A 19,252-nucleotide genomic window follows, 5' to 3' on the forward strand; every position below is an offset into this window, starting at 1 on the left:
CGGCGTTGCACGCCTTATCCGGCCGGGTGGAGGAGGTTAATCTGCTTGCGCGGTAGTGTGTAGCATATAGTTCACATCAACGCCGGGTCCGAGTTTAAAACTGTTGGTGATCGGGTTGTAGTGCAGGCCGGTCATATGACGCTCTTTCAGCACGGTCTGGTCAACCCACTCTAACAGTTCAGCCGGCTTAATGAATTTTTTCACATCATGCGTGCCTTTTGGCACCATACGCAAAATATATTCCGCGCCGACCACCGCCATTAGCCAGGATTTGCCGTTGCGATTAAGCGTGGAGAAAAACACTTCGCCGCCCGGTTTGACCAGTCTGGCGCAGGCCCTGACCACCGACTGCGGGTCCGGTACGTGCTCCAGCATTTCCATGCAGGTCACAACGTCATACTGATGCGCATGTTTTTCCGCATGTTCTTCAACCGTTTCTTGGACGTATTCCACCTGGATGCCACTCTCCAGCGCATGCAGTTTTGCTACCTGTAACGGTTCAAAGCCCATGTCCAGCCCGGTGACGGTTGCGCCCTCGCGCGCCATGCTTTCCGCCAGAATGCCGCCGCCGCAGCCGACGTCGAGTACCTTTTTACCAAACAGGCCGCCTGAGCGCTCCGTGATATAGCCCAGGCGCAGTGGGTTAATACGGTGCAGTGGCTTAAATTCACCCTCAAGATCCCACCAGCGTGACGCGACTGCTTCAAACTTGGCAATTTCTTCCTGATCAACGTTGTGAGTTACCGGAGGTTTTTCGGCATTCATTGGGGCTTCTACTCCTAAATTTGCGATGCAAATGAGTATATCAGCCTGACGGGATGAATAAAGCCTCTGTCAGGGGGAATCCATTTACCTGAATCTGCACGGATGTGTTATAATTTGCGACCTTTGAATCCGGGATACAGTAGAGGGATAGCGGTTAGATGAGCGACCTTGCGAGAGAAATTACACCGGTCAACATTGAGGAAGAGCTGAAGAGCTCCTATCTGGATTATGCGATGTCGGTCATTGTTGGCCGTGCGCTGCCGGACGTCCGAGATGGCCTGAAGCCGGTTCACCGTCGCGTACTTTACGCCATGAACGTATTGGGCAACGACTGGAATAAAGCCTATAAAAAATCTGCCCGTGTCGTTGGTGACGTAATCGGTAAATACCACCCTCATGGTGATACCGCCGTTTACGACACCATTGTTCGTATGGCGCAGCCATTCTCCTTGCGTTACATGCTGGTAGATGGTCAGGGTAACTTTGGTTCTGTCGATGGCGACTCCGCAGCGGCGATGCGTTATACGGAAATCCGTATGTCGAAAATCGCCCATGAGCTGATGGCTGACCTGGAAAAAGAAACGGTGGATTTCGTCGATAACTACGACGGCACCGAACAAATTCCTGACGTCATGCCAACCAAAATTCCTAACCTGCTGGTGAACGGTTCGTCCGGTATCGCGGTAGGTATGGCGACCAACATTCCGCCGCACAACCTGACGGAAGTGATCAACGGCTGCCTGGCATACATTGACGATGAAGACATCAGCATTGAAGGGCTGATGGAACATATTCCGGGTCCGGACTTCCCGACCGCCGCGATCATCAACGGTCGTCGTGGCATTGAAGAAGCCTACCGTACCGGCCGTGGCAAGGTGTACATTCGCGCACGCGCGGAAGTCGAAGCGGATGCCAAAACTGGCCGTGAAACCATCATCGTCCATGAAATTCCGTATCAGGTGAACAAAGCGCGCCTGATCGAGAAAATCGCCGAGCTGGTAAAAGACAAACGCGTTGAAGGTATCAGCGCGCTGCGTGACGAGTCTGACAAAGACGGTATGCGCATCGTGATTGAAGTGAAACGCGACGCAGTCGGGGAAGTGGTTCTGAACAACCTCTACTCCCAGACCCAACTGCAGGTTTCTTTCGGTATCAACATGGTTGCGTTGCACCATGGACAGCCGAAAATCATGAACCTGAAAGATATTATTGCTGCGTTTGTACGTCACCGCCGTGAAGTCGTAACCCGCCGTACTATCTTTGAACTGCGTAAAGCCCGCGACCGTGCGCACATCCTTGAAGCGCTGGCGATTGCGCTGGCGAACATCGATCCGATCATCGAACTGATCCGCCGTGCGCCAACCCCGGCAGAAGCGAAAGCAGCGCTGGTCGCGCGTTCGTGGGAGCTGGGTAACGTTTCTGCCATGTTGGAACGTGCCGGCGATGATGCCGCGCGTCCTGAATGGCTGGAGCCGGAATTTGGCGTGCGTGACGGTCAGTACTACCTGACTGAACAGCAGGCCCAGGCCATTCTGGATCTGCGTTTGCAGAAACTGACCGGCCTTGAGCACGAAAAACTGCTCGACGAATACAAAGAGCTGCTGGAGCAGATCGCTGAACTGCTGCACATTCTGGGCAGCGCCGATCGTCTGATGGAAGTCATCCGTGAAGAGATGGAGCTGATTCGTGAACAGTTCGGCGACGCACGTCGGACCGAAATCACCGCGAACAGTGCTGACATCAACATCGAAGATCTGATTAGCCAGGAAGATGTTGTCGTGACCTTGTCTCATCAGGGCTACGTGAAATATCAGCCGTTAACCGATTACGAAGCGCAGCGTCGTGGCGGTAAAGGCAAATCTGCAGCACGAATTAAAGAAGAAGACTTTATCGACCGCCTGCTGGTGGCCAACACCCATGACACGATCCTCTGCTTCTCCAGCCGCGGTCGTTTGTACTGGATGAAGGTTTATCAGTTGCCGGAAGCAAGCCGTGGTGCGCGTGGACGTCCTATCGTCAACCTGCTGCCACTGGAAGCTAACGAACGTATCACCGCAATTCTGCCAGTACGTGAGTACGAAGAAGGCGTCAACGTCTTCATGGCAACCGCCAGCGGTACCGTGAAGAAAACAGCGCTGACCGAGTTCAGCCGTCCGCGTTCAGCCGGTATCATTGCGGTTAACCTGAACGAAGGCGATGAGCTGATTGGCGTTGACCTGACGTCTGGTAGTGACGAAGTTATGCTGTTCTCTGCTGCCGGTAAAGTGGTGCGCTTCAAAGAAGGGGCTGTTCGTCCGATGGGACGTACCGCGACCGGCGTACGCGGTATCAAACTGGCGGAAAGCGACAGCGTGGTATCGCTGATCGTTCCGCGCGGTGAAGGTGCTATCCTCACCGTTACCCAGAACGGCTACGGTAAACGTACGGCGGCGGAAGAGTATCCGACCAAGTCTCGTGCGACCCAGGGCGTTATCTCCATCAAAGTCACCGAGCGCAACGGTTCCGTTGTCGGCGCAGTGCAGGTTGAAGATACCGACCAGATCATGATGATCACCGATGCAGGTACGCTGGTGCGTACTCGCGTGTCGGAAATCAGCGTGGTAGGGCGTAACACCCAGGGCGTTATCCTCATCCGTACTGCGGAAGATGAAAACGTTGTGGGTCTGCAACGCGTTGCTGAACCGGTTGATGATGAAGAGCTCGACTCCATCGACGGTAGCGCTGCTGAAGGGGACGAGGATATCGCGCCTGAAGCGGAAAGCGATGACGATGCAGCGGACGACGCTGAAGAGTAATTAAGACGTGATAAAAAGGGCCGGAAATATCCGGCCCTTTTTTTTAATTCATTCGCTCCACTATCATCGCAATGCCCTGACCGCCGCCGATGCACAGCGTGGCCAGTCCAAGCGTTTGATCCCGTGCCTGTAGCGCATGCAGCAGCGTCACCAGTATTCGCGCGCCGCTGGCGCCGATAGGGTGTCCCAGCGCAATTGCCCCACCGTTGACGTTAACCTTTTGCGGATCAAACCCCAGCGTTTTACCAACGGCAAGAAACTGAGCAGCAAATGCCTCGTTAGCTTCGATCAGATCGATATCAGAAAGCTGTAAGCCGCTCAGTTGCAGTGCCTTCAGCGTGGCGGGAACCGGCCCCATGCCCATCATAGCCGGTGCTACGCCGCCACTGGCCCAAGATTTGATTCGCGCCAGTGGCTTCAGCCCAGCCTCCAGTGCTGCGGACTCTTCCATTATCACTAATGCCGCTGCACCGTCGTTGATCCCCGAGGCGTTACCTGCGGTGACGGTTCCTGCTTTATCAAAGGCTGGACGCAATGCGGCGAGGCCTTCTGCCGTCGAGTCAGCTTTGGGGAATTCGTCACGCTCAACGATGATGGTTTTCTTCCGTGATGACACGCTGACGGGCACGATTTCAGCCTCAAATGCGCCAGACTCGATTGCGGCAACGGCTTTACGCTGTGACTGCAGAGCCAGTTCATCCTGCATTTCGCGGCTGATGCCATACTCTTTGGCAACATTTTCTGCAGTGATCCCCATGTGGTAACCATGCTCGGCGCAGATCAGGCCGTCGCGCAGAATCACGTCGGACAATTGCCCGTCACCGAGGCGATAGCCCCAGCGGGCTTTTGCATCTAACAGGTAGGGGGCAAGGCTCATGTTTTCCATCCCTCCCGCGACGATCGCCTGGGCTTGTCCGGCCTTGATAGCGAGGGCGGCAAGCGCCACGCTTTTCAGGCCAGAGCCGCACACTTTGTTGACTGTAAAGCCGCAAACGGTGTCGGACAGGCCGCTTTTTAATAATGCCTGACGCGCTGGGTTTTGCCCGAGTCCTGACTGCAGCACGTTGCCCATAATCACCTCGTCCACGCGCTGTGGGTCAAGGTGCGCGCGTTCAAGAGCGGCTCTAATGACGATTGATCCAAGCTCGACGGCACCCGTAGTTGCCAGTGCGCCGTTAAAACTGCCGATTGCGGTACGTGCCGCGCTGACGATGACACAGTTTTTCATTTTTCAGTTCCTTTAATTAAGTTGTTGCCGTCAGAACAAGGTCAATCCAATAACAAAAATGACGCCGGAGAAGAGCAGGGCGGTGATGCAGTAGCCCATAATGTCGCGTACTCCGAGACCGGCGATGGCCAGCGCGGGTAGCGCCCAGAACGGTTGTGCCATGTTCATCCACTGCTCACCGTAGGCGATGGCCATGACTGATTTGCCAAGATCGGCACCCAGCGCCTGAGCGGCAGGCATGACGAACGGTCCCTGAATAACCCAATGGCCACCGCCGGATGGCACGGCAAAGTTAATCAGTGCTGAACTGAAGAAAGTCATCAGTGGGAAGGTATCTTTGTTGGCAACGTTGATGAAAAATTCAGTAATGAGCCCACCGAGGCCGGAGTGCTCCATCATCAACTGAATGCCGGCATAGAAGGGGAATTGCACCAGAATCCCGGCGGTACTCCGTGCGGCAGCACTAACGGCACGCATATAGGCCATCGGCGTTTTGTGCAGCAGCAGACCGGCAATCATAAACATCAGGTTGACGGTATTGATGGTGATGTTGAAACCTTTCTCGGCAAAATAGATACCCAGATAGGCAATCCCTAATGCACCGATGATCAGCGCCAGAATGCGGCTCTCTTCCAGTTTTTCAGATGGCGGCGCATCTGGCGGCAGTTTCTTTTGAAAATCAGCTTCTTCCAGTAACAGTTTCGGATCGATGCTCACCACATCTGAAGGTTTTGGCGTCATCATCCGGGTGATAAACGGCATCACCACAATCAGGCCGAGCGTGATGAAAATATTGAAGCCGGTGAACAGGGTATCCGCGACAGGAATGAGGCCCGCTACGTGCTCGACCGGGTTGCCAGGCGTTGCCGCCAGCAAAGGCATTGAGCCGGAGAAGCCGCCGCCCCAGGTCAGGAACCCGATGTAGGCGCAGGCAATCAGTAACGGATAATCGGAACCCGGTACCCGACGAGCAACTTCGCGGGCGAACATCGCCCCGACCACCAGACCAAATCCCCAGTTAATAACGCAGGCAACTGAACCAAAAAAAGTCACCAGCATGACGCCCTGAGCGGGGGTTTTGGCGGCGGATGCCGCCGTACGCAGCAGGCTTTTCACCGGCCCGGAACTGGCTAACGCATGGCCGGTTACGATGATCAGCGCCATCTGCATACCAAACGCCAGCAGGTTCCAGAAACCGTCACCCCAGAATTTCACCATGCTGATGGGGGTCTGCGGCGTTAACCACAGCGCGATGCCAAAGGTCAGCAACGTTAATAACATGGCGAAAATCAGTGGGTCGGGCAGCCAGCGGCTGACTACCCGTGTCATAAAGCGAGCGATGCGGCCAATCATGCGTCACCTCGCAGGATGCGCAGATCGTCGGCAATTTCAAACTGTGCTTCGGTTTTTTCACATAGCGTGGCGATGTCGCATCCTTCGATGATTTCAGTCAGCCACATCTTGCCATCTATAAAGCGGAATACAGCCAGCTCGGTGACCAGCATATGCACAGCATGCTGTGCAGTGAGCGGCATGGTGCATTGACGCAGGATTTTTGCGGAGCCGTCTTTTGCGCAATGCTCCATGGCGATAATGACTTTACGCGCACCGGTCACCAGATCCATTGCGCCACCCATGCCGGGCACCATCTTGCCGGGAACCACCCAGTTGGCGAGGTTTGCCTGCTCGTCGACCTGCAACCCGCCAAGCACACAGGCATCAACATGACCGCCGCGAATCAACGCGAACGACATGGCGCTATCAAACATCGCCGCGCCCGGCAAAATACCGCACGGTTGGCCGCCCGCGTTCACCAGGTCAGGATGGGCGGTGGTGACTGGGCCCAGTCCCAGAAAACCGTTCTCAGATTGCAGCGTAATGTGAATATCAGCAGGTAAGTAGTTAGCTACCATCGTTGGCAGGCCGATACCTAAGTTGACGATATCGCCATCGCGAAGTTCTTGCGCCACCCGGCGCGCAATACGTTGTTTAGCATCCATGATTAGCTCTCCTGTGGAATGACGATATGGTCGATAACGGCGGCGGGGGTCACAATCTGGTCAGGCTGCAGCTCCCCTGTTTCAACCATTTCGTCCGGTTCGACCAGCGTGATATCAGCGGCGAGGGCAATCAGAGGGTTAAAGTTACGGGCGCTGAGCTGGTAGGTGAGGTTGCCAAGCATGTCAGAGCGGTGGGCGCGAATAAGCGCTAAATCGGCGCGTAATGGGCGTTCAAGCAGCCAGGTTTTACCCTCAAGCGTCATGGTTTGCTTGCCTTCTTCCACGATGGTGCCAACGCCAGTGGGGGTCAGAAAGCCGCCAAGACCCGCGCCGCCGCAACGAATCTGCTCGATCAGGGTACCTTGCGGAACCAGCTGTACATCCATCTCGCCGGCAATCATGCGACGACCGGTTTCCGGGTTTGTACCAATGTGCGAGGCAATCACTTTGCTCACCCGCCCATTGACGATCAGGGGGCCGATACCGGTATCGACAAAGGCGGTATCGTTAGCAATCAGTGTCAGATCTCTGACGCCGGATTCCAGCAGGGCTTCAACCAGACGAGGTGGTGTGCCAACGCCCATAAAACCACCGACCATGATGGTCATGCCGTCACGAAAGAAGCCTGCAGCGTCTTGTAAGGTAATCAGTTTTGTTTTCATTATGTTTCCCTTTTTGCATACTCCATTTTGGGTACGCTCAGGGAATTGCAAGCAGGGTGCCAGAATGACTAAAGAAACGTATTAATGTTTAGTTGATTGAATTTATTGGTTTATTTTTGTTGTCTTGGTGAAAGGAGACCACGAGGGGTTATGCAGAATTTTGCGCAGTGTGCAAAATTCTGCATAGCAAATTTGCGTATCAGGAACCCGATGGGTCGATGCCGTACTCTTGTAATTTATACATTAAAGCGCGACGGCTAATTCCCAGCATCAGCGCCGTGCGGGTGCGATTGCCGTCCTGATTGTCGAGGACTTCGAGGATAATTCGTTTTTCCTCACGCTTAATCTCTTCTTTCAGATTGCGTTCCCCGGAGTAAGTCGGTTTTGCCTCTGTTGTGGCGCTAACCGGGTTGCGCAACGGGTCGGGGAGATCGTCGGCAAAGATCACCGCACCGGTATTCATAACGACTGCACGTTCGATGACGTTTGACAGTTCGCGAATGTTACCGGGCCAGGGCCAGGCGGTGAGGATCGACATCGCCGTCGGGTCGATCTCGATAATATCCCGCTGATTTTCAGAGCTGAATTTTTGTAAAAAGTGGTTTGCTAATAAGGCAATATCTTCACGACGCTCGCGTAAGGGCGGCAAAGTCAGATGGATAACGTTGAGCCGGTAAAACAGGTCTTCGCGAAACGTTCCTTCCTTCACCATCGTTTGCAGACAGCGGTTGGTGGCGGCGACGATTCGAATGTCAACGCGAATGGTCTGGTGCCCGCCGATGCGTTCAAACTCTCTCTCCTGCAAAATGCGCAGCAGCTTGGCCTGCAGCACCAGCGGCATCTCGCCAATTTCATCAAGCAATAAAGTTCCCTGATGAGCGCGTTCGAACAATCCCTGGCGTAATGTCTGTGCCCCGGTAAACGCGCCTTTTTCGTGACCAAATAGCTCGCTTTCCAACAACGACTCCGGCAGGGCCGCGCAGTTAATTTTGATAAAAGGGCCATTGGCGCGTTTGCTGTTGTAGTGAATGGCGCGGGCGATCAGCTCTTTTCCTGTGCCGCTTTCACCGCTAATCAACACGTTTGCCTGGGAGAGGGCGATTTTCGCCGTGTCTTTACAGATATCCATCATACGCGGGCTGGTGGTCAGAATGTGTCCCCACTGCCAGCTGGTGGTCAACGCTTTATGCAGATTGCGGATTTCCTGTTTCATCTCCTGCAGTTGCAATGCGCGTTGAATCACCATGCTTAGCTCGTCGAGATCAAAGGGCTTAATCACGTAGTCGAATGCGCCGCTACGTAAAGCTTCTACTGCGGTTTCTACTTCAGCGTAAGCGGTCATCAGAATGACGGGGATCCGTGGTTGCTGCGTGCGCATAACTTTCAGCGCGTCGATACCGTCCATCTCCGGCATGCGAATGTCCATCAGCACCACGTCTGGCTGCGTTTCGCTAAACAGGCTCAGCGCGGCTTTCCCGTCGCTGGCGCAATGTGTCTCATGCCCTTGCAGGGAAAATGCGGTGGCAAGCATACGGCGAACATTTTCTTCATCATCAACGATGAGAATACGATAGGTCGTTTTCATTCTGACGGATTTCCCTGCGGGTTAAGAGGTAAAATCAGAGTGAATATCGCCCCGCAGCCAGGCTGGCTGGTTACGTGGATATCCCCCTGATGCGCGTTAATGATGCGCTGGCTCAGCGCCAGTCCAAGACCGGTGCCTGATGCTTTTGTCGTAAAAAAGGGATCGAATATTTTCTTCTGTATGGCGAGATCGATACCGTTGCCATTATCTTCAATCATCACGGCCTGTTGCGAGGCCGAGTATTGCCAGGTACGGATGCGAATTTCGCCTCGCGCAGCGATCGCCTGCACCGCATTGATTAAAATATTGAGGATCACCTGTTTGAGAAGCTCGCGATCGGCGACGATCGGCGGCAGGCTGGGATCTAATTCCGTTGTAAAGGCGATCCGTGCCTGTAGGCCAGCGGTTTGCACCAGGATTAGCGTCTCTTCAATGAGCGCATTGAGCCGAATCTGTTGCCACTGGCTTTGTCGTGGGCGTGAGAAATCTAACAGTTGCTGAATAACTTTATTGATGGAATCAATTTCATTCAGCACAACAGATAAATATTCCTGATGTTCCGGCAGCGAGGTTTGCTGGCGGATGATCTGGACGTAGCCACGAATTGCAGTCAGCGGGTTTCGCACTTCATGCGCGACGCCGGCCATCAGCTCACCCAGGGTGGCAAGCCTTTCGGTTTGCGCCAGCCGACGCTGGGTCTCTTTACGGGCGGTTAAATCGGAGAAAATAACCAGCGCGCCAATCAGCTCGCCGTGTGCGTTATGGATCCGACTGGTGGTTACACTGATCTCAATGGTGCGTTCTCGTCCTGGAAAGCTAATCTCCTGGGCCACATGTTCAGTACCGTGCTCAAGGGTGTCCAGTACCGGGCTATAAAACTGCGTATTGGCAAAGAGCGTCGCATAGGGCTGTCCGACCAGCTCATGCAGCGTGTAGCCTGTTATCTGTTCTGCCGCCGGGTTCATGGTGGTAACGTCGCCTTGCCTGTCGATGGCGATCACGCCATCTGCGGCATTTTCAATGATCAGATCGTTAAGGGTTTTGGTTTCCCGTAGCGTTTGTGCCAGCGCATTGACGCTACGGCTGATTTGTCCTAACTCGCCGGGGAGTTCAGGCAGTCGGGTAGGGGTTTTTTGTGCCAGCGTGGAAAGCCCATCAGTGATGATGTCGATATTCGCACTGAGTCGACGTGAGAAGTGCACGATGAGCAGCAGGCTACAGATGAGCCCGGCAACCAGTACGGCAATAATCCTGACGTCCATTCTCCAGGCCTGCTGGCGGATATCTTCGGTGAGCTCATTGGCCCAGATATACCCAATAACCTCTCCCTGGCGCGCTATTGGGATCATCGAGTTGAGTATGTCGCCGCGAACCTGTCGCCCGGAATAGACCACAGGCGCGTTGCTACTCATCACTTCGCGTCCGGGATGATCCTCGGTGATGGTGATACCTACGTTGCCTTGGTAAAGCGCGGAGGGGGCGTAGGTGATAATGGCATCCAGCGCTTTGTGATAATACCCGGCGCCAATGCCGGGAAACGCTTGCGTAATGCGCTCGGTGATGGGGGCCAGCTCTTGATTAAGCGCGCGAATGCGTGCTTCACGCGGCAAATTTGGGTAGTGACTAAAGCGGTCGCCCAGCGCATCGTTTAGCAGGGTTATCACCGATGACAGTTTTTTCTCTTTTTCAGATAAGACTGCTGAACGGCCTTCAGTTTCTACGATATAACCTATAGATATCGTCGGAATGATGACCATCAGGATGGCCATCATGATCATTTGGTTGCGTAATCGTCGTGGGTATAACCGACGAGCCAGCCATCTCAGGTCGCGCATTCTGACATCCGTGCAGTGTTTTTCAGGCAAACGACGATTATCACGGGTTAAGACAATGGTTTCAGAGCGGTGTATCATATTCCCGTAAAGAGAGGGCATTGCGACGCCGGACATTTACCGCTACCTTAACCACACTCTATTAATGCCCTGAGGCGGAGCTTCGCCCCTTTGAAATACCTTGCTTCCGTTCATTCAACGCTAAAAGTCTCACGCTATCTGTTCAGGGCGTTGGCGCTCCTGATCTGGGGGCTAATCGCATTTGCCTCTGTTTTCTACATCGTGAATGCGCTGCACCAGAGAGAGTCCGAGATTCACCAGGAGCTTAACCTCAGTTCCGATCAGGCCCAACGTTACATTCAGCGCACCTCTGATGTGATTAAAGAGCTGAAATATATCGCGGAGAATCGCTTAACGGCGGAAAACGGCGTGATGTCGTTGCGCGCGCGAGATGATAAAACTGCCGTGCCAAACTTCGAGCCGCTGTTTGCCGACTCCGACTGCTCGGTGATGGGCAACGCCTGGCGAGGTTCTCTGGAATCGCTGGCGTGGTTTATGCGCTACTGGCGGGATAACTTTTCCGCGGCCTATGATTTGAATCGTGTGTTCCTGATCGGCAGCGACAACCTTTGCATGGCCAATTTCGGTCTGCGTGATATGCCTGTCGAACGTGACGGGGCGTTGAAGGCGCTGCATGAGCGCATTATTAAGTATCGCAATGCACCGCAGGACGAAAACGGTAATAACCTGTTCTGGATTAGCCAGGGGCCGCGGCCGGGGATAGGCTATTTCTATGCGCTGACGCCGGTTTATCTCGCTAATCGCCTGCAGGCGCTGTTGGGTGTGGAACAGCCTATCCGCATGGAGAACTTTTTCACGCCGGGCAGTTTGCCGATGGGAGTGACCATCCTTGATGAAAATGGTCATGCGCTGATTTCGCTCACAGGCCCCGAGGGGAATATTAAGGCTGAACCTCGCTGGATGCAGGAGCGCTCCTGGTTTGGCTATACGTCGGGTTTTCACGAACTGGTGCTGAAGAAAAACCTGCCCCCGTCATCGCTAAGCATTGTTTATTCAGTACCGGTCGACCTGGTGCTGGAGCGGATCCGCATGATGATCCTGAACGCTATTCTGCTGAATGTGCTGGTTGGCGCGGCGTTATTTATGCTCACGCGCATGTATGAGCGGCGCATTTTTATTCCTGCGGAAAGCGATGCCCAGCGTCTGGAAGAGCACGAGCAGTTTAACCGTAAAATCGTGGCTTCTGCGCCGGTTGGGATTTGTATTCTGCGTACGATAGATGGCATTAACATCCTGAGTAATGAGCTGGCGCACACCTATCTCAACATGCTGACGCATGAAGACCGGCAACGGTTAACGCAAATTATCTGCGGCCAGCAGGTCAATTTTGTTGATGTGCTGACCAGCAACAATACCAATCTGCAAATCAGCTTTGTGCACTCGCGCTATCGTAATGAAAACGTGGCAATTTGCGTGCTGGTTGACATCAGCGCGCGCGTTAAAATGGAAGAGTCGTTGCAGGAGATGGCGCAGGCGGCGGAGCAGGCGAGCCAGTCCAAATCGATGTTCCTTGCGACGGTAAGCCACGAGCTGCGTACGCCGCTGTATGGCATTATCGGTAACCTTGATTTGTTGCAAACCAAAGAGTTACCCAACGGAGTGGATCGCCTGGTGACGGCGATGAACAACTCTTCCAGCCTGCTGTTGAAGATTATCAGCGATATTCTCGATTTCTCGAAAATTGAATCTGAACAGCTGAAGATTGAACCGCGCGAGTTTTCACCGCGTGAAGTAATGAATCATATTACGGCTAACTATCTGCCGCTGGTGGTTCGCAAACAGCTGGGGTTGTACTGCTTTATCGACCCGAATGTACCGGTGGCGCTCAATGGTGATCCGATGCGTTTGCAGCAGGTGATTTCCAATCTGCTGAGTAATGCTATCAAGTTTACCGATACCGGCTGCATTGTGCTGCACGTGCAGTGTAACGAAGACTATCTCAGTATTCGCGTGCGTGATACCGGGGTTGGGATCCCAGCCAAAGAGGTCGTCCGCTTGTTTGATCCTTTCTTCCAGGTGGGAACCGGCGTACAGCGTAATTTCCAGGGAACCGGGCTTGGTTTGGCTATCTGTGAAAAACTGATCAGCATGATGGATGGGGATATTTCCGTCGATTCTGAACCGGGAATGGGTAGCCAGTTTATGCTGCGTATTCCGCTTTATGGCGCGCAGTACCCGCTGAAAAAAGGTATCGAAGGGCTTGTCGGTAAACGTTGCTGGCTGGCGGTGCGTAACGCGTCGCTGTACCAGTTTATTGAATCCAGTCTGGCGCGTAACGGGATGACGGTGCAGTGCTATGAGGGACAGCAACCGGATGCGGATGACCTGCTGATTGCCGACGATGTGCTGGACCAGGCGTGGCAGGGACGCGCCGCGGTTATTTTCTGCCGTCGTCATATCGGTATTCCGCTGGAAAGGGGGCCTGGGGAATGGGTGCACAGCGTGGCATCGCCTCACGAATTGCCCGCGCTGTTGGCGCATATCTACAGCCTTGAGCTGAGCAGTGAAGAGCTTTCAACGGCGTTGCCAGCCCCGGATAAAGTTGCTGCAACTAACGATGACATGATGATTCTGGTGGTCGACGATCATCCTATCAACAGGCGTTTACTGGCCGATCAGTTGGGATCGTTGGGGTATCAGTGTAAAACCGCGAATGACGGCGTGGACGCACTCAATGTACTGAGTAAAAACCATATCGACATCGTGCTGAGCGACGTTAACATGCCGAACATGGATGGTTATCGCCTGACCCAGCGTATTCGCCAGTTAGGATTAACCCTGCCGGTTGTCGGCGTGACGGCCAACGCGCTGGCTGAAGAGAAGCAGCGTTGTCTGGAGTCAGGTATGGATAGCTGTCTGTCTAAGCCGGTGACGTTAGATGTATTGAAGCAGACGCTGACGGTCTATGCGGAAAGAGTGAGAAAGGCGCGGGAATAAAAGAGGTCGGATGGGGCGTTAGCCTTATCCGGCCTACGTAACACGCACAATATCGTGTCATTCGTAGGCCTGATAAACGCCGTGCCATCAGGCACGTCGATGTTAATAGAATTACTCTTTGTCTGAAGGACTCAGCGTGACGGAAGAAAGGTAATTCAACAGGGCGATATCGTTTTCCACACCGAGTTTCATCATTGCCGACTTTTTCTGGCTGCTGATGGTTTTAATACTGCGGTTGAGTTTTTTCGCGATTTCAGTAACCAGGAAACCTTCGGCAAACAGGCGCAGAACTTCGCTCTCTTTCGGTGACAGACGTTTGTCGCCGTAACCGCTGGCGCTGATTTTTTCCAGCAGACGAGAAACGCTTTCCGGGGTGAATTTCTTACCCTTCTGCAGCGCGGCAAGCGCTTTCGGCAGATCTGTTGGCGCGCCTTGCTTCAGGACAATTCCTTCAATATCGAGATCCAGTACCGCGCTCAGGATTGCCGGGTTGTTGTTCATGGTGAGAACAATAATCGACAGGCTCGGGAAATGGCGCTTGATATACTTAATTAACGTGATCCCGTCACCGTATTTATCTCCCGGCATGGAGAGGTCGGTAATCAACACATGAGCATCTAACTTAGGCAAATTGTTGATCAGTGCAGTGGAGTCTTCAAATTCGCCGACAACGTTTACCCACTCGATTTGCTCAAGTGATTTACGAATACCGAACAGTACAATCGGGTGGTCATCGGCAATAATTACGTTCATAGTGTTCATGTATTGGGCTACCTTGCTACAGCAAGCTCTTGACGTAATCGTCAATGTCGCTGATGTATTTTTCTATACCTGGAGCATCTTTCTCTTGAATAAGATGTTCCAGCGCTTCACATAACTGCTTGCCGGGTACCAGATTAAGCATGGCAAACACGCCTTTCAGGCGATGGGCCGTTTGGGCTAACGCAGCGAAATCGCTGGTTGCTGCCTCAGTATACAACCTCTTAACATCATCCGGTACTGTGTCTACAAAGAGTGCATAGTAACCACTGGCATGAAGTTCGGCGTTTTCATCTCCGCCGAGGGGGAGTTCCTGGATCTCTTCTTGTGCCAGCTGCTCTTCTATCAGCTCGAGGACAGCTTCCTGCATAGCATTGCTCATATTAAAGTTGACGCGCAGCTGACCAGGGCCAATTTTCCGCACGCCAGACTCATCATCGCTTAAAAGAAGGCCTGAGGCAGTAAGATTAGACGGATTATCTGTTAAAAAGAGATCATATTCTTGACTATTCAACCGCTCATCAGGCGTGATGCAGGTTGCTCCCCAGTTCTCCAGTTGGCGTAATACGATGCTGCGTACGTCATTAGAGGTGACATCAACCATTATGCAGACGTCATCTAACAAACGCTCTTCACTTTCAGCATGTTGATCGTGCAGCGGCATTTTAACATGGACTATATAACGTGTTCCAAGTTCTTCCCGCGCTTTAATGTTCAGGTGTCCACCTAGCTTGCGGGCGAGCTGATCGCATAACCAGAAGGTCAGCGGGTTGGCCTTGCTATACCGATCGCCCTGGGTGTCATTGATGAACGGGAAGTGCAGGTTATCAACTTCATTCAACGTGACACCTTGCCCGGTATCCAGAATGCGGAAGGTCAGGCGTTCAGTCTCCGACTCATCCTGGTCGACTTCCAGCGTGATTTTGCCAATTTGCGTGGTGGTTACCGCATATTGGATCAGCAACAGCAAAATACGGCGCAGGGCATCGCGGTCGCCGCGGCGTTCATCATGGGCGCTAAGGTGATTTTTAATCAGTAGCTGCAGCCCTTTACGTTTAATGGCTGGCAGAACCTCCGGAACCACGTCATCAATTAACGACTGCACGGAAAACAGCGTCGATTCACTTTTCCAGGCGTCGCTTTCCAGCAGGTTGGCCAACTGGATTTCATCTACCATACGCACCAGAACGTCTGCCTGATTGGCCAGTTTCTGGCTGTCCGGGCTATTCAGTGCGGCAGCATTAGCGGCAAGTGTTTTCGCCGGGTCTTTCAGTGCGCTGCCGATATTCTGCATAAAGGCCGCCCGGGCCTGCTGGTTTTTCTCATACAGTCGCTGCGCTTGCTTCAGCTTCTTATTAACCAGCACTTCGCGGTCCTGGTCACGAATAATAAAGATCTGCGTTCTCGATGAGATCTGGCTGCGGAACAGCCGGATCTCATACAGCTCATTATTGATGGTGGCCTGAATCACCCCCTGATGCTGCTCCGCCATACTGGTAATGTTTTGCAAATTTAAATGCGGTAACAGGTGGTCGGCAATTTTATTGCTGATAACCGTGCGGTTTGCTTCTTGATCGTGCACCAGCAAGCCCAGAGGCAGCAAAGACACTATCTCTTCATTGATGGCGCGCAGAACACGCAGTTCATTATTTGCCGCAAGGTTTGGTGCCACTTCGGTGGAACGGGCAGGGAGGTGGCGAAAGGTGGTATAGCCAAACAGCGCCAGGGCCAACAAAGCAATGTTGAGTAACAGCGGCAGCAGAATGCTTTGTAAGGTGTCGAGCAGCAATGAGCCAAACGGAACCTGCCACACCAGCCGCATATCCGTTGAGTTTAGCGCCGAAGAGATCTCAATTTTACTGTTGTTGAAATTAATGCTGACGCTGTCAGGCGACTCTTTTTCATTCAGATGCTCGGTTGTTGACGTGGCATCTGGAACCAGATGGAAGCTGTCCAGCGGCATGCCGGGTGGGATCAAGTCATTAATCGGCAGGTCAAAGGCGACAACCGTTGCCAGATGTCCAGGCTGATTAAAGGTCGTGCGTAGCGTGAAGTAATGCCCGTTCTGCCACGCCAGACGGCGCAGTGAAGAGAAGCTTTCACGTTCATCCAGCGCATTGGCCTGTTGTAACATTTCCGCGCGCCGTGAATCGACAATATTACCAATCGTCGACTCTTTAAAACCGGAAGTCAGATCTTTTAGCGGCAACGTTGAGATAAGGATCAGGCTATTGTCCTGACCATTCAGGTAATACATAGACCACGGAACATTTTCCGCGCCCCACAGCGTATCAAGATAGGTTGAGATGCGTTGGGTCATCTCCAGCGTAGAACTGTCATGGGAACCGAAAATCAGCGCCTCGGTCTTTCTGCGCGGTTTCTCAAGATAATAGACGTCTTGTTTCAGACGCGTTTCCTGCAGTCCTTCTGCACCAGGTGAACTGGCCGTGGCGGCAATATTGTCATAGATTTGCCAGGTCACGTATCGCCAGGTATCGACCCTTTTATGAATGGCATGGGTGATATCGACAATCTGATAGCTCTTATCCTTTAACCAGGTGTTGACGGCGCTCTGGACCATAACGCCCATCATCACCAACAGCACAACGATCAGTAATAAGAAGAAACGGGTAATACTTCCCGGTAGCAGGGAGAATCGGGTAGAAGCCGTTGTGTCAGACTGACTCATTCGTGTTTATGACCTGTTAAACGACGCGAAAGATGATGGGGCAGTATAAAGGGTAATATATGAATTGCCACACTTACACCACGCCGGATGGCCCGCATTTTTTACGCTCCATTCTGTTGCAGCTATGACAATGCAAAGGTGTACAGTGGATAAAGGCGGGTACAAATATTTGTACGGAATGTATACATTTAGCATTAAATAACAAGAAATTATTAATCAGATTTATATCTGAATACGACGCAATGAGATAGTTAATAGTTGTTATAGTTTTGCATCGGTAGCACAGAACGGTAAGTTTTGTGTAAAGAAGGGTAAAAAAAAACCGAACGCGAAGCATTCGGTTGAAATAGGGGTAAACAGACATTCATGAATGAATGACGGTAATAAATAAAGTTAATGATGATAGCGGGTCTATTTTAGTTGCGAGTGAAGATTTTGTTTTGTCATTCAGTGCTATAACTATTTTTGATGTAACCTATTGATTTTAAATTTAATTAAAATAGTTCTTGATTATTTGTGCTTATTTTGCCTGTTTTTTGATTTTAAAAAAGTTCCCTCTTATTAATATTTTGAAACACCTATGCCGATAAATGAAACACCTTAAAAGTTTTAGTATCATATTCGTGTTGGATTATTCTGTGTTTTTGCGGAGAATGAAGTTGCCGACTGGTTAATGACCTTAATCAGTATGCAGTGGCATAAAAAAGCAATAAAGGCATATAACAGAGGGTTAATAACATGAAAGTTAAAGTACTGTCCCTCCTGGTACCAGCACTGCTGGTAGCAGGCGCAGCAAATGCGGCTGAAATTTATAACAAAGACGGCAACAAATTAGACCTGTACGGCAAAGTCGACGGTCTGCACTATTTCTCCGATAACAAAGGTGATGATGGTGATAAGACTTACATGCGTATCGGCTTCAAAGGCGAAACCCAGGTTAACGACCAACTGACCGGTTACGGCCAGTGGGAATACCAGATTCAAGGCAACCAGAGTGAATCCAGCAACGACGCCTGGACGCGTGTGGCATTCGCAGGCCTGAAATTCGCTGATGCAGGTTCTTTCGACTACGGTCGTAACTACGGTGTAACTTATGATGTAACGTCCTGGACCGACGTCCTGCCAGAATTCGGCGGTGACACCTACGGTGCGGACAACTTCATGCAGCAGCGTGGTAACGGTTATGCGACCTACCGTAATACAGATTTCTTTGGCCTGGTTGATGGTCTGAACTTTGCCCTGCAGTACCAGGGTAAAAACGGCAGCGTAAGCGGTGAAAACGAAGGTGGTCGTAGCCTGCTGACCCAGAATGGCGATGGTTACGGCGGCTCTCTGACTTACGATCTCGGCTCTGGCTTTGGTATCGGTGGTGCGATCACTACCTCTAAACGTACCGCTGATCAGAATGCTCTTGGCGTGTACGGTAACGGTGACCGTGCAACGGTTTATACCGGTGGTCTGAAATACGACGCTAACAACGTTTACCTGGCTGCACAGTACTCCCAGTCCTATAACGCAACCCGTTTCGGTACCTCTAACGGTAGCAACCGGACTGCTGCATATGGCTTCGCAGATAAAGCACAGAACTTTGAAGTTGTGGCACAGTACCAGTTCGATTTCGGTCTGCGTCCTTCCGTGGCTTACCTGCAGTCAAAAGGCAAAGACATCAGCAATGGCTTCACCAACTACGGTGACCAGGATATCGTGAAATATGTTGATGTTGGCGCGACTTACTACTTCAACAAAAACATGTCTACCTATGTTGATTACAAAATCAACCTGCTGGATGACAATGCGTTTACCCAGGCAGCAGGTATTGCTACCGATGATATCGTAGCGCTGGGTCTGGTTTACCAGTTCTAATCTGCGCTCATGTCGTTAAAAGGCCCTGCGGGGCCTTTTTTAATGCCGTTTTTTCG

12 protein-coding genes are annotated in these 19,252 nt (G+C 52.2%); 3 read left to right on the forward strand and 9 right to left on the reverse strand.

Annotated features, from left to right (window positions below):
- Positions 1-36 precede the first annotated feature (36 nt).
- On the reverse strand, positions 37-765 hold the full coding sequence (gene ubiG / locus HV243_RS08190) for a bifunctional 2-polyprenyl-6-hydroxyphenol methylase/3-demethylubiquinol 3-O-methyltransferase UbiG (protein ID WP_016157023.1): 729 nt from the start codon (positions 763-765) through the stop codon (positions 37-39).
- 158 nt (positions 766-923) lie between these two features.
- On the opposite strand from ubiG, the gene gyrA reads away from it, so the two are divergent.
- Positions 924-3,560 carry a DNA topoisomerase (ATP-hydrolyzing) subunit A gene (gene gyrA, locus HV243_RS08195; RefSeq protein WP_016153796.1) on the forward strand — a complete coding sequence of 879 codons (2,637 nt, stop codon included), beginning with the start codon at positions 924-926 and terminating at the stop codon, positions 3,558-3,560.
- 43 nt (positions 3,561-3,603) lie between these two features.
- Here the strand turns inward: gyrA and HV243_RS08200 are convergent, their stop codons facing one another.
- From HV243_RS08200 to atoS, 6 genes are all read right to left on the reverse strand, one after another.
- Entirely contained in the window at positions 3,604-4,788 is a 1,185-nt protein-coding gene (locus tag HV243_RS08200; RefSeq protein ID WP_053389234.1) for an acetyl-CoA C-acetyltransferase, read from the reverse strand.
- Positions 4,789-4,818: 30 nt separating this feature from the next.
- Positions 4,819-6,141, reverse strand: a complete 1,323-nt coding sequence (locus tag HV243_RS08205) for a TIGR00366 family protein (RefSeq protein WP_016153794.1) — start codon at positions 6,139-6,141, stop codon at positions 4,819-4,821.
- Positions 6,138-6,788: a 3-oxoacid CoA-transferase subunit B gene (locus HV243_RS08210; RefSeq protein WP_016153793.1), complete on the reverse strand. Its 651-nt coding sequence runs from the start codon at positions 6,786-6,788 to the stop codon at positions 6,138-6,140. The genes HV243_RS08205 and HV243_RS08210 overlap by 4 nt, the downstream gene beginning before the upstream one ends.
- A gap of 2 nt (positions 6,789-6,790) precedes the next feature.
- Positions 6,791-7,450 carry an acetate CoA-transferase subunit alpha gene (gene atoD / locus HV243_RS08215; protein WP_016153792.1) on the reverse strand — a complete coding sequence of 220 codons (660 nt, stop codon included), beginning with the start codon at positions 7,448-7,450 and terminating at the stop codon, positions 6,791-6,793.
- Between the two features lie 199 nt (positions 7,451-7,649).
- Positions 7,650-9,035 carry an acetoacetate metabolism transcriptional regulator AtoC gene (gene atoC / locus HV243_RS08220; protein WP_049268993.1) on the reverse strand — a complete coding sequence of 462 codons (1,386 nt, stop codon included), beginning with the start codon at positions 9,033-9,035 and terminating at the stop codon, positions 7,650-7,652.
- Positions 9,032-10,870 carry a two-component system sensor histidine kinase AtoS gene (atoS, locus tag HV243_RS08225; RefSeq protein WP_032947136.1) on the reverse strand — a complete coding sequence of 613 codons (1,839 nt, stop codon included), beginning with the start codon at positions 10,868-10,870 and terminating at the stop codon, positions 9,032-9,034. Before atoS ends, atoC begins: the two co-directional genes overlap by 4 nt.
- Before the next feature lie 168 nt (positions 10,871-11,038).
- Between atoS and rcsC the strand changes: the two genes are divergently transcribed.
- Entirely contained in the window at positions 11,039-13,885 is a 2,847-nt protein-coding gene (gene rcsC, locus HV243_RS08230) for a two-component system sensor histidine kinase RcsC (protein ID WP_053389233.1), read from the forward strand.
- Between the two features lie 111 nt (positions 13,886-13,996).
- Here the strand turns inward: rcsC and rcsB are convergent, their stop codons facing one another.
- Both rcsB and rcsD read right to left on the reverse strand, forming a co-directional pair.
- Positions 13,997-14,647 carry a response regulator transcription factor RcsB gene (gene rcsB, locus HV243_RS08235; RefSeq protein WP_003027592.1) on the reverse strand — a complete coding sequence of 217 codons (651 nt, stop codon included), beginning with the start codon at positions 14,645-14,647 and terminating at the stop codon, positions 13,997-13,999.
- A gap of 16 nt (positions 14,648-14,663) precedes the next feature.
- Complete coding sequence (gene rcsD, locus HV243_RS08240; protein WP_016157016.1) at positions 14,664-17,333, reverse strand: phosphotransferase RcsD; 2,670 nt, start codon at positions 17,331-17,333, stop codon at positions 14,664-14,666.
- Positions 17,334-18,071: 738 nt separating this feature from the next.
- Between rcsD and HV243_RS08245 the strand changes: the two genes are divergently transcribed.
- Positions 18,072-19,196 (forward strand): porin OmpC, encoded by a 1,125-nt coding sequence (locus tag HV243_RS08245; RefSeq protein WP_016157015.1) that lies wholly within the window; start codon positions 18,072-18,074, stop codon positions 19,194-19,196.
- Positions 19,197-19,252 lie beyond the last annotated feature (56 nt).

Source organism: Citrobacter sp. RHBSTW-00599, assembly GCF_013784065.1.
Classification (GTDB): domain Bacteria; phylum Pseudomonadota; class Gammaproteobacteria; order Enterobacterales; family Enterobacteriaceae; genus Citrobacter; species Citrobacter braakii.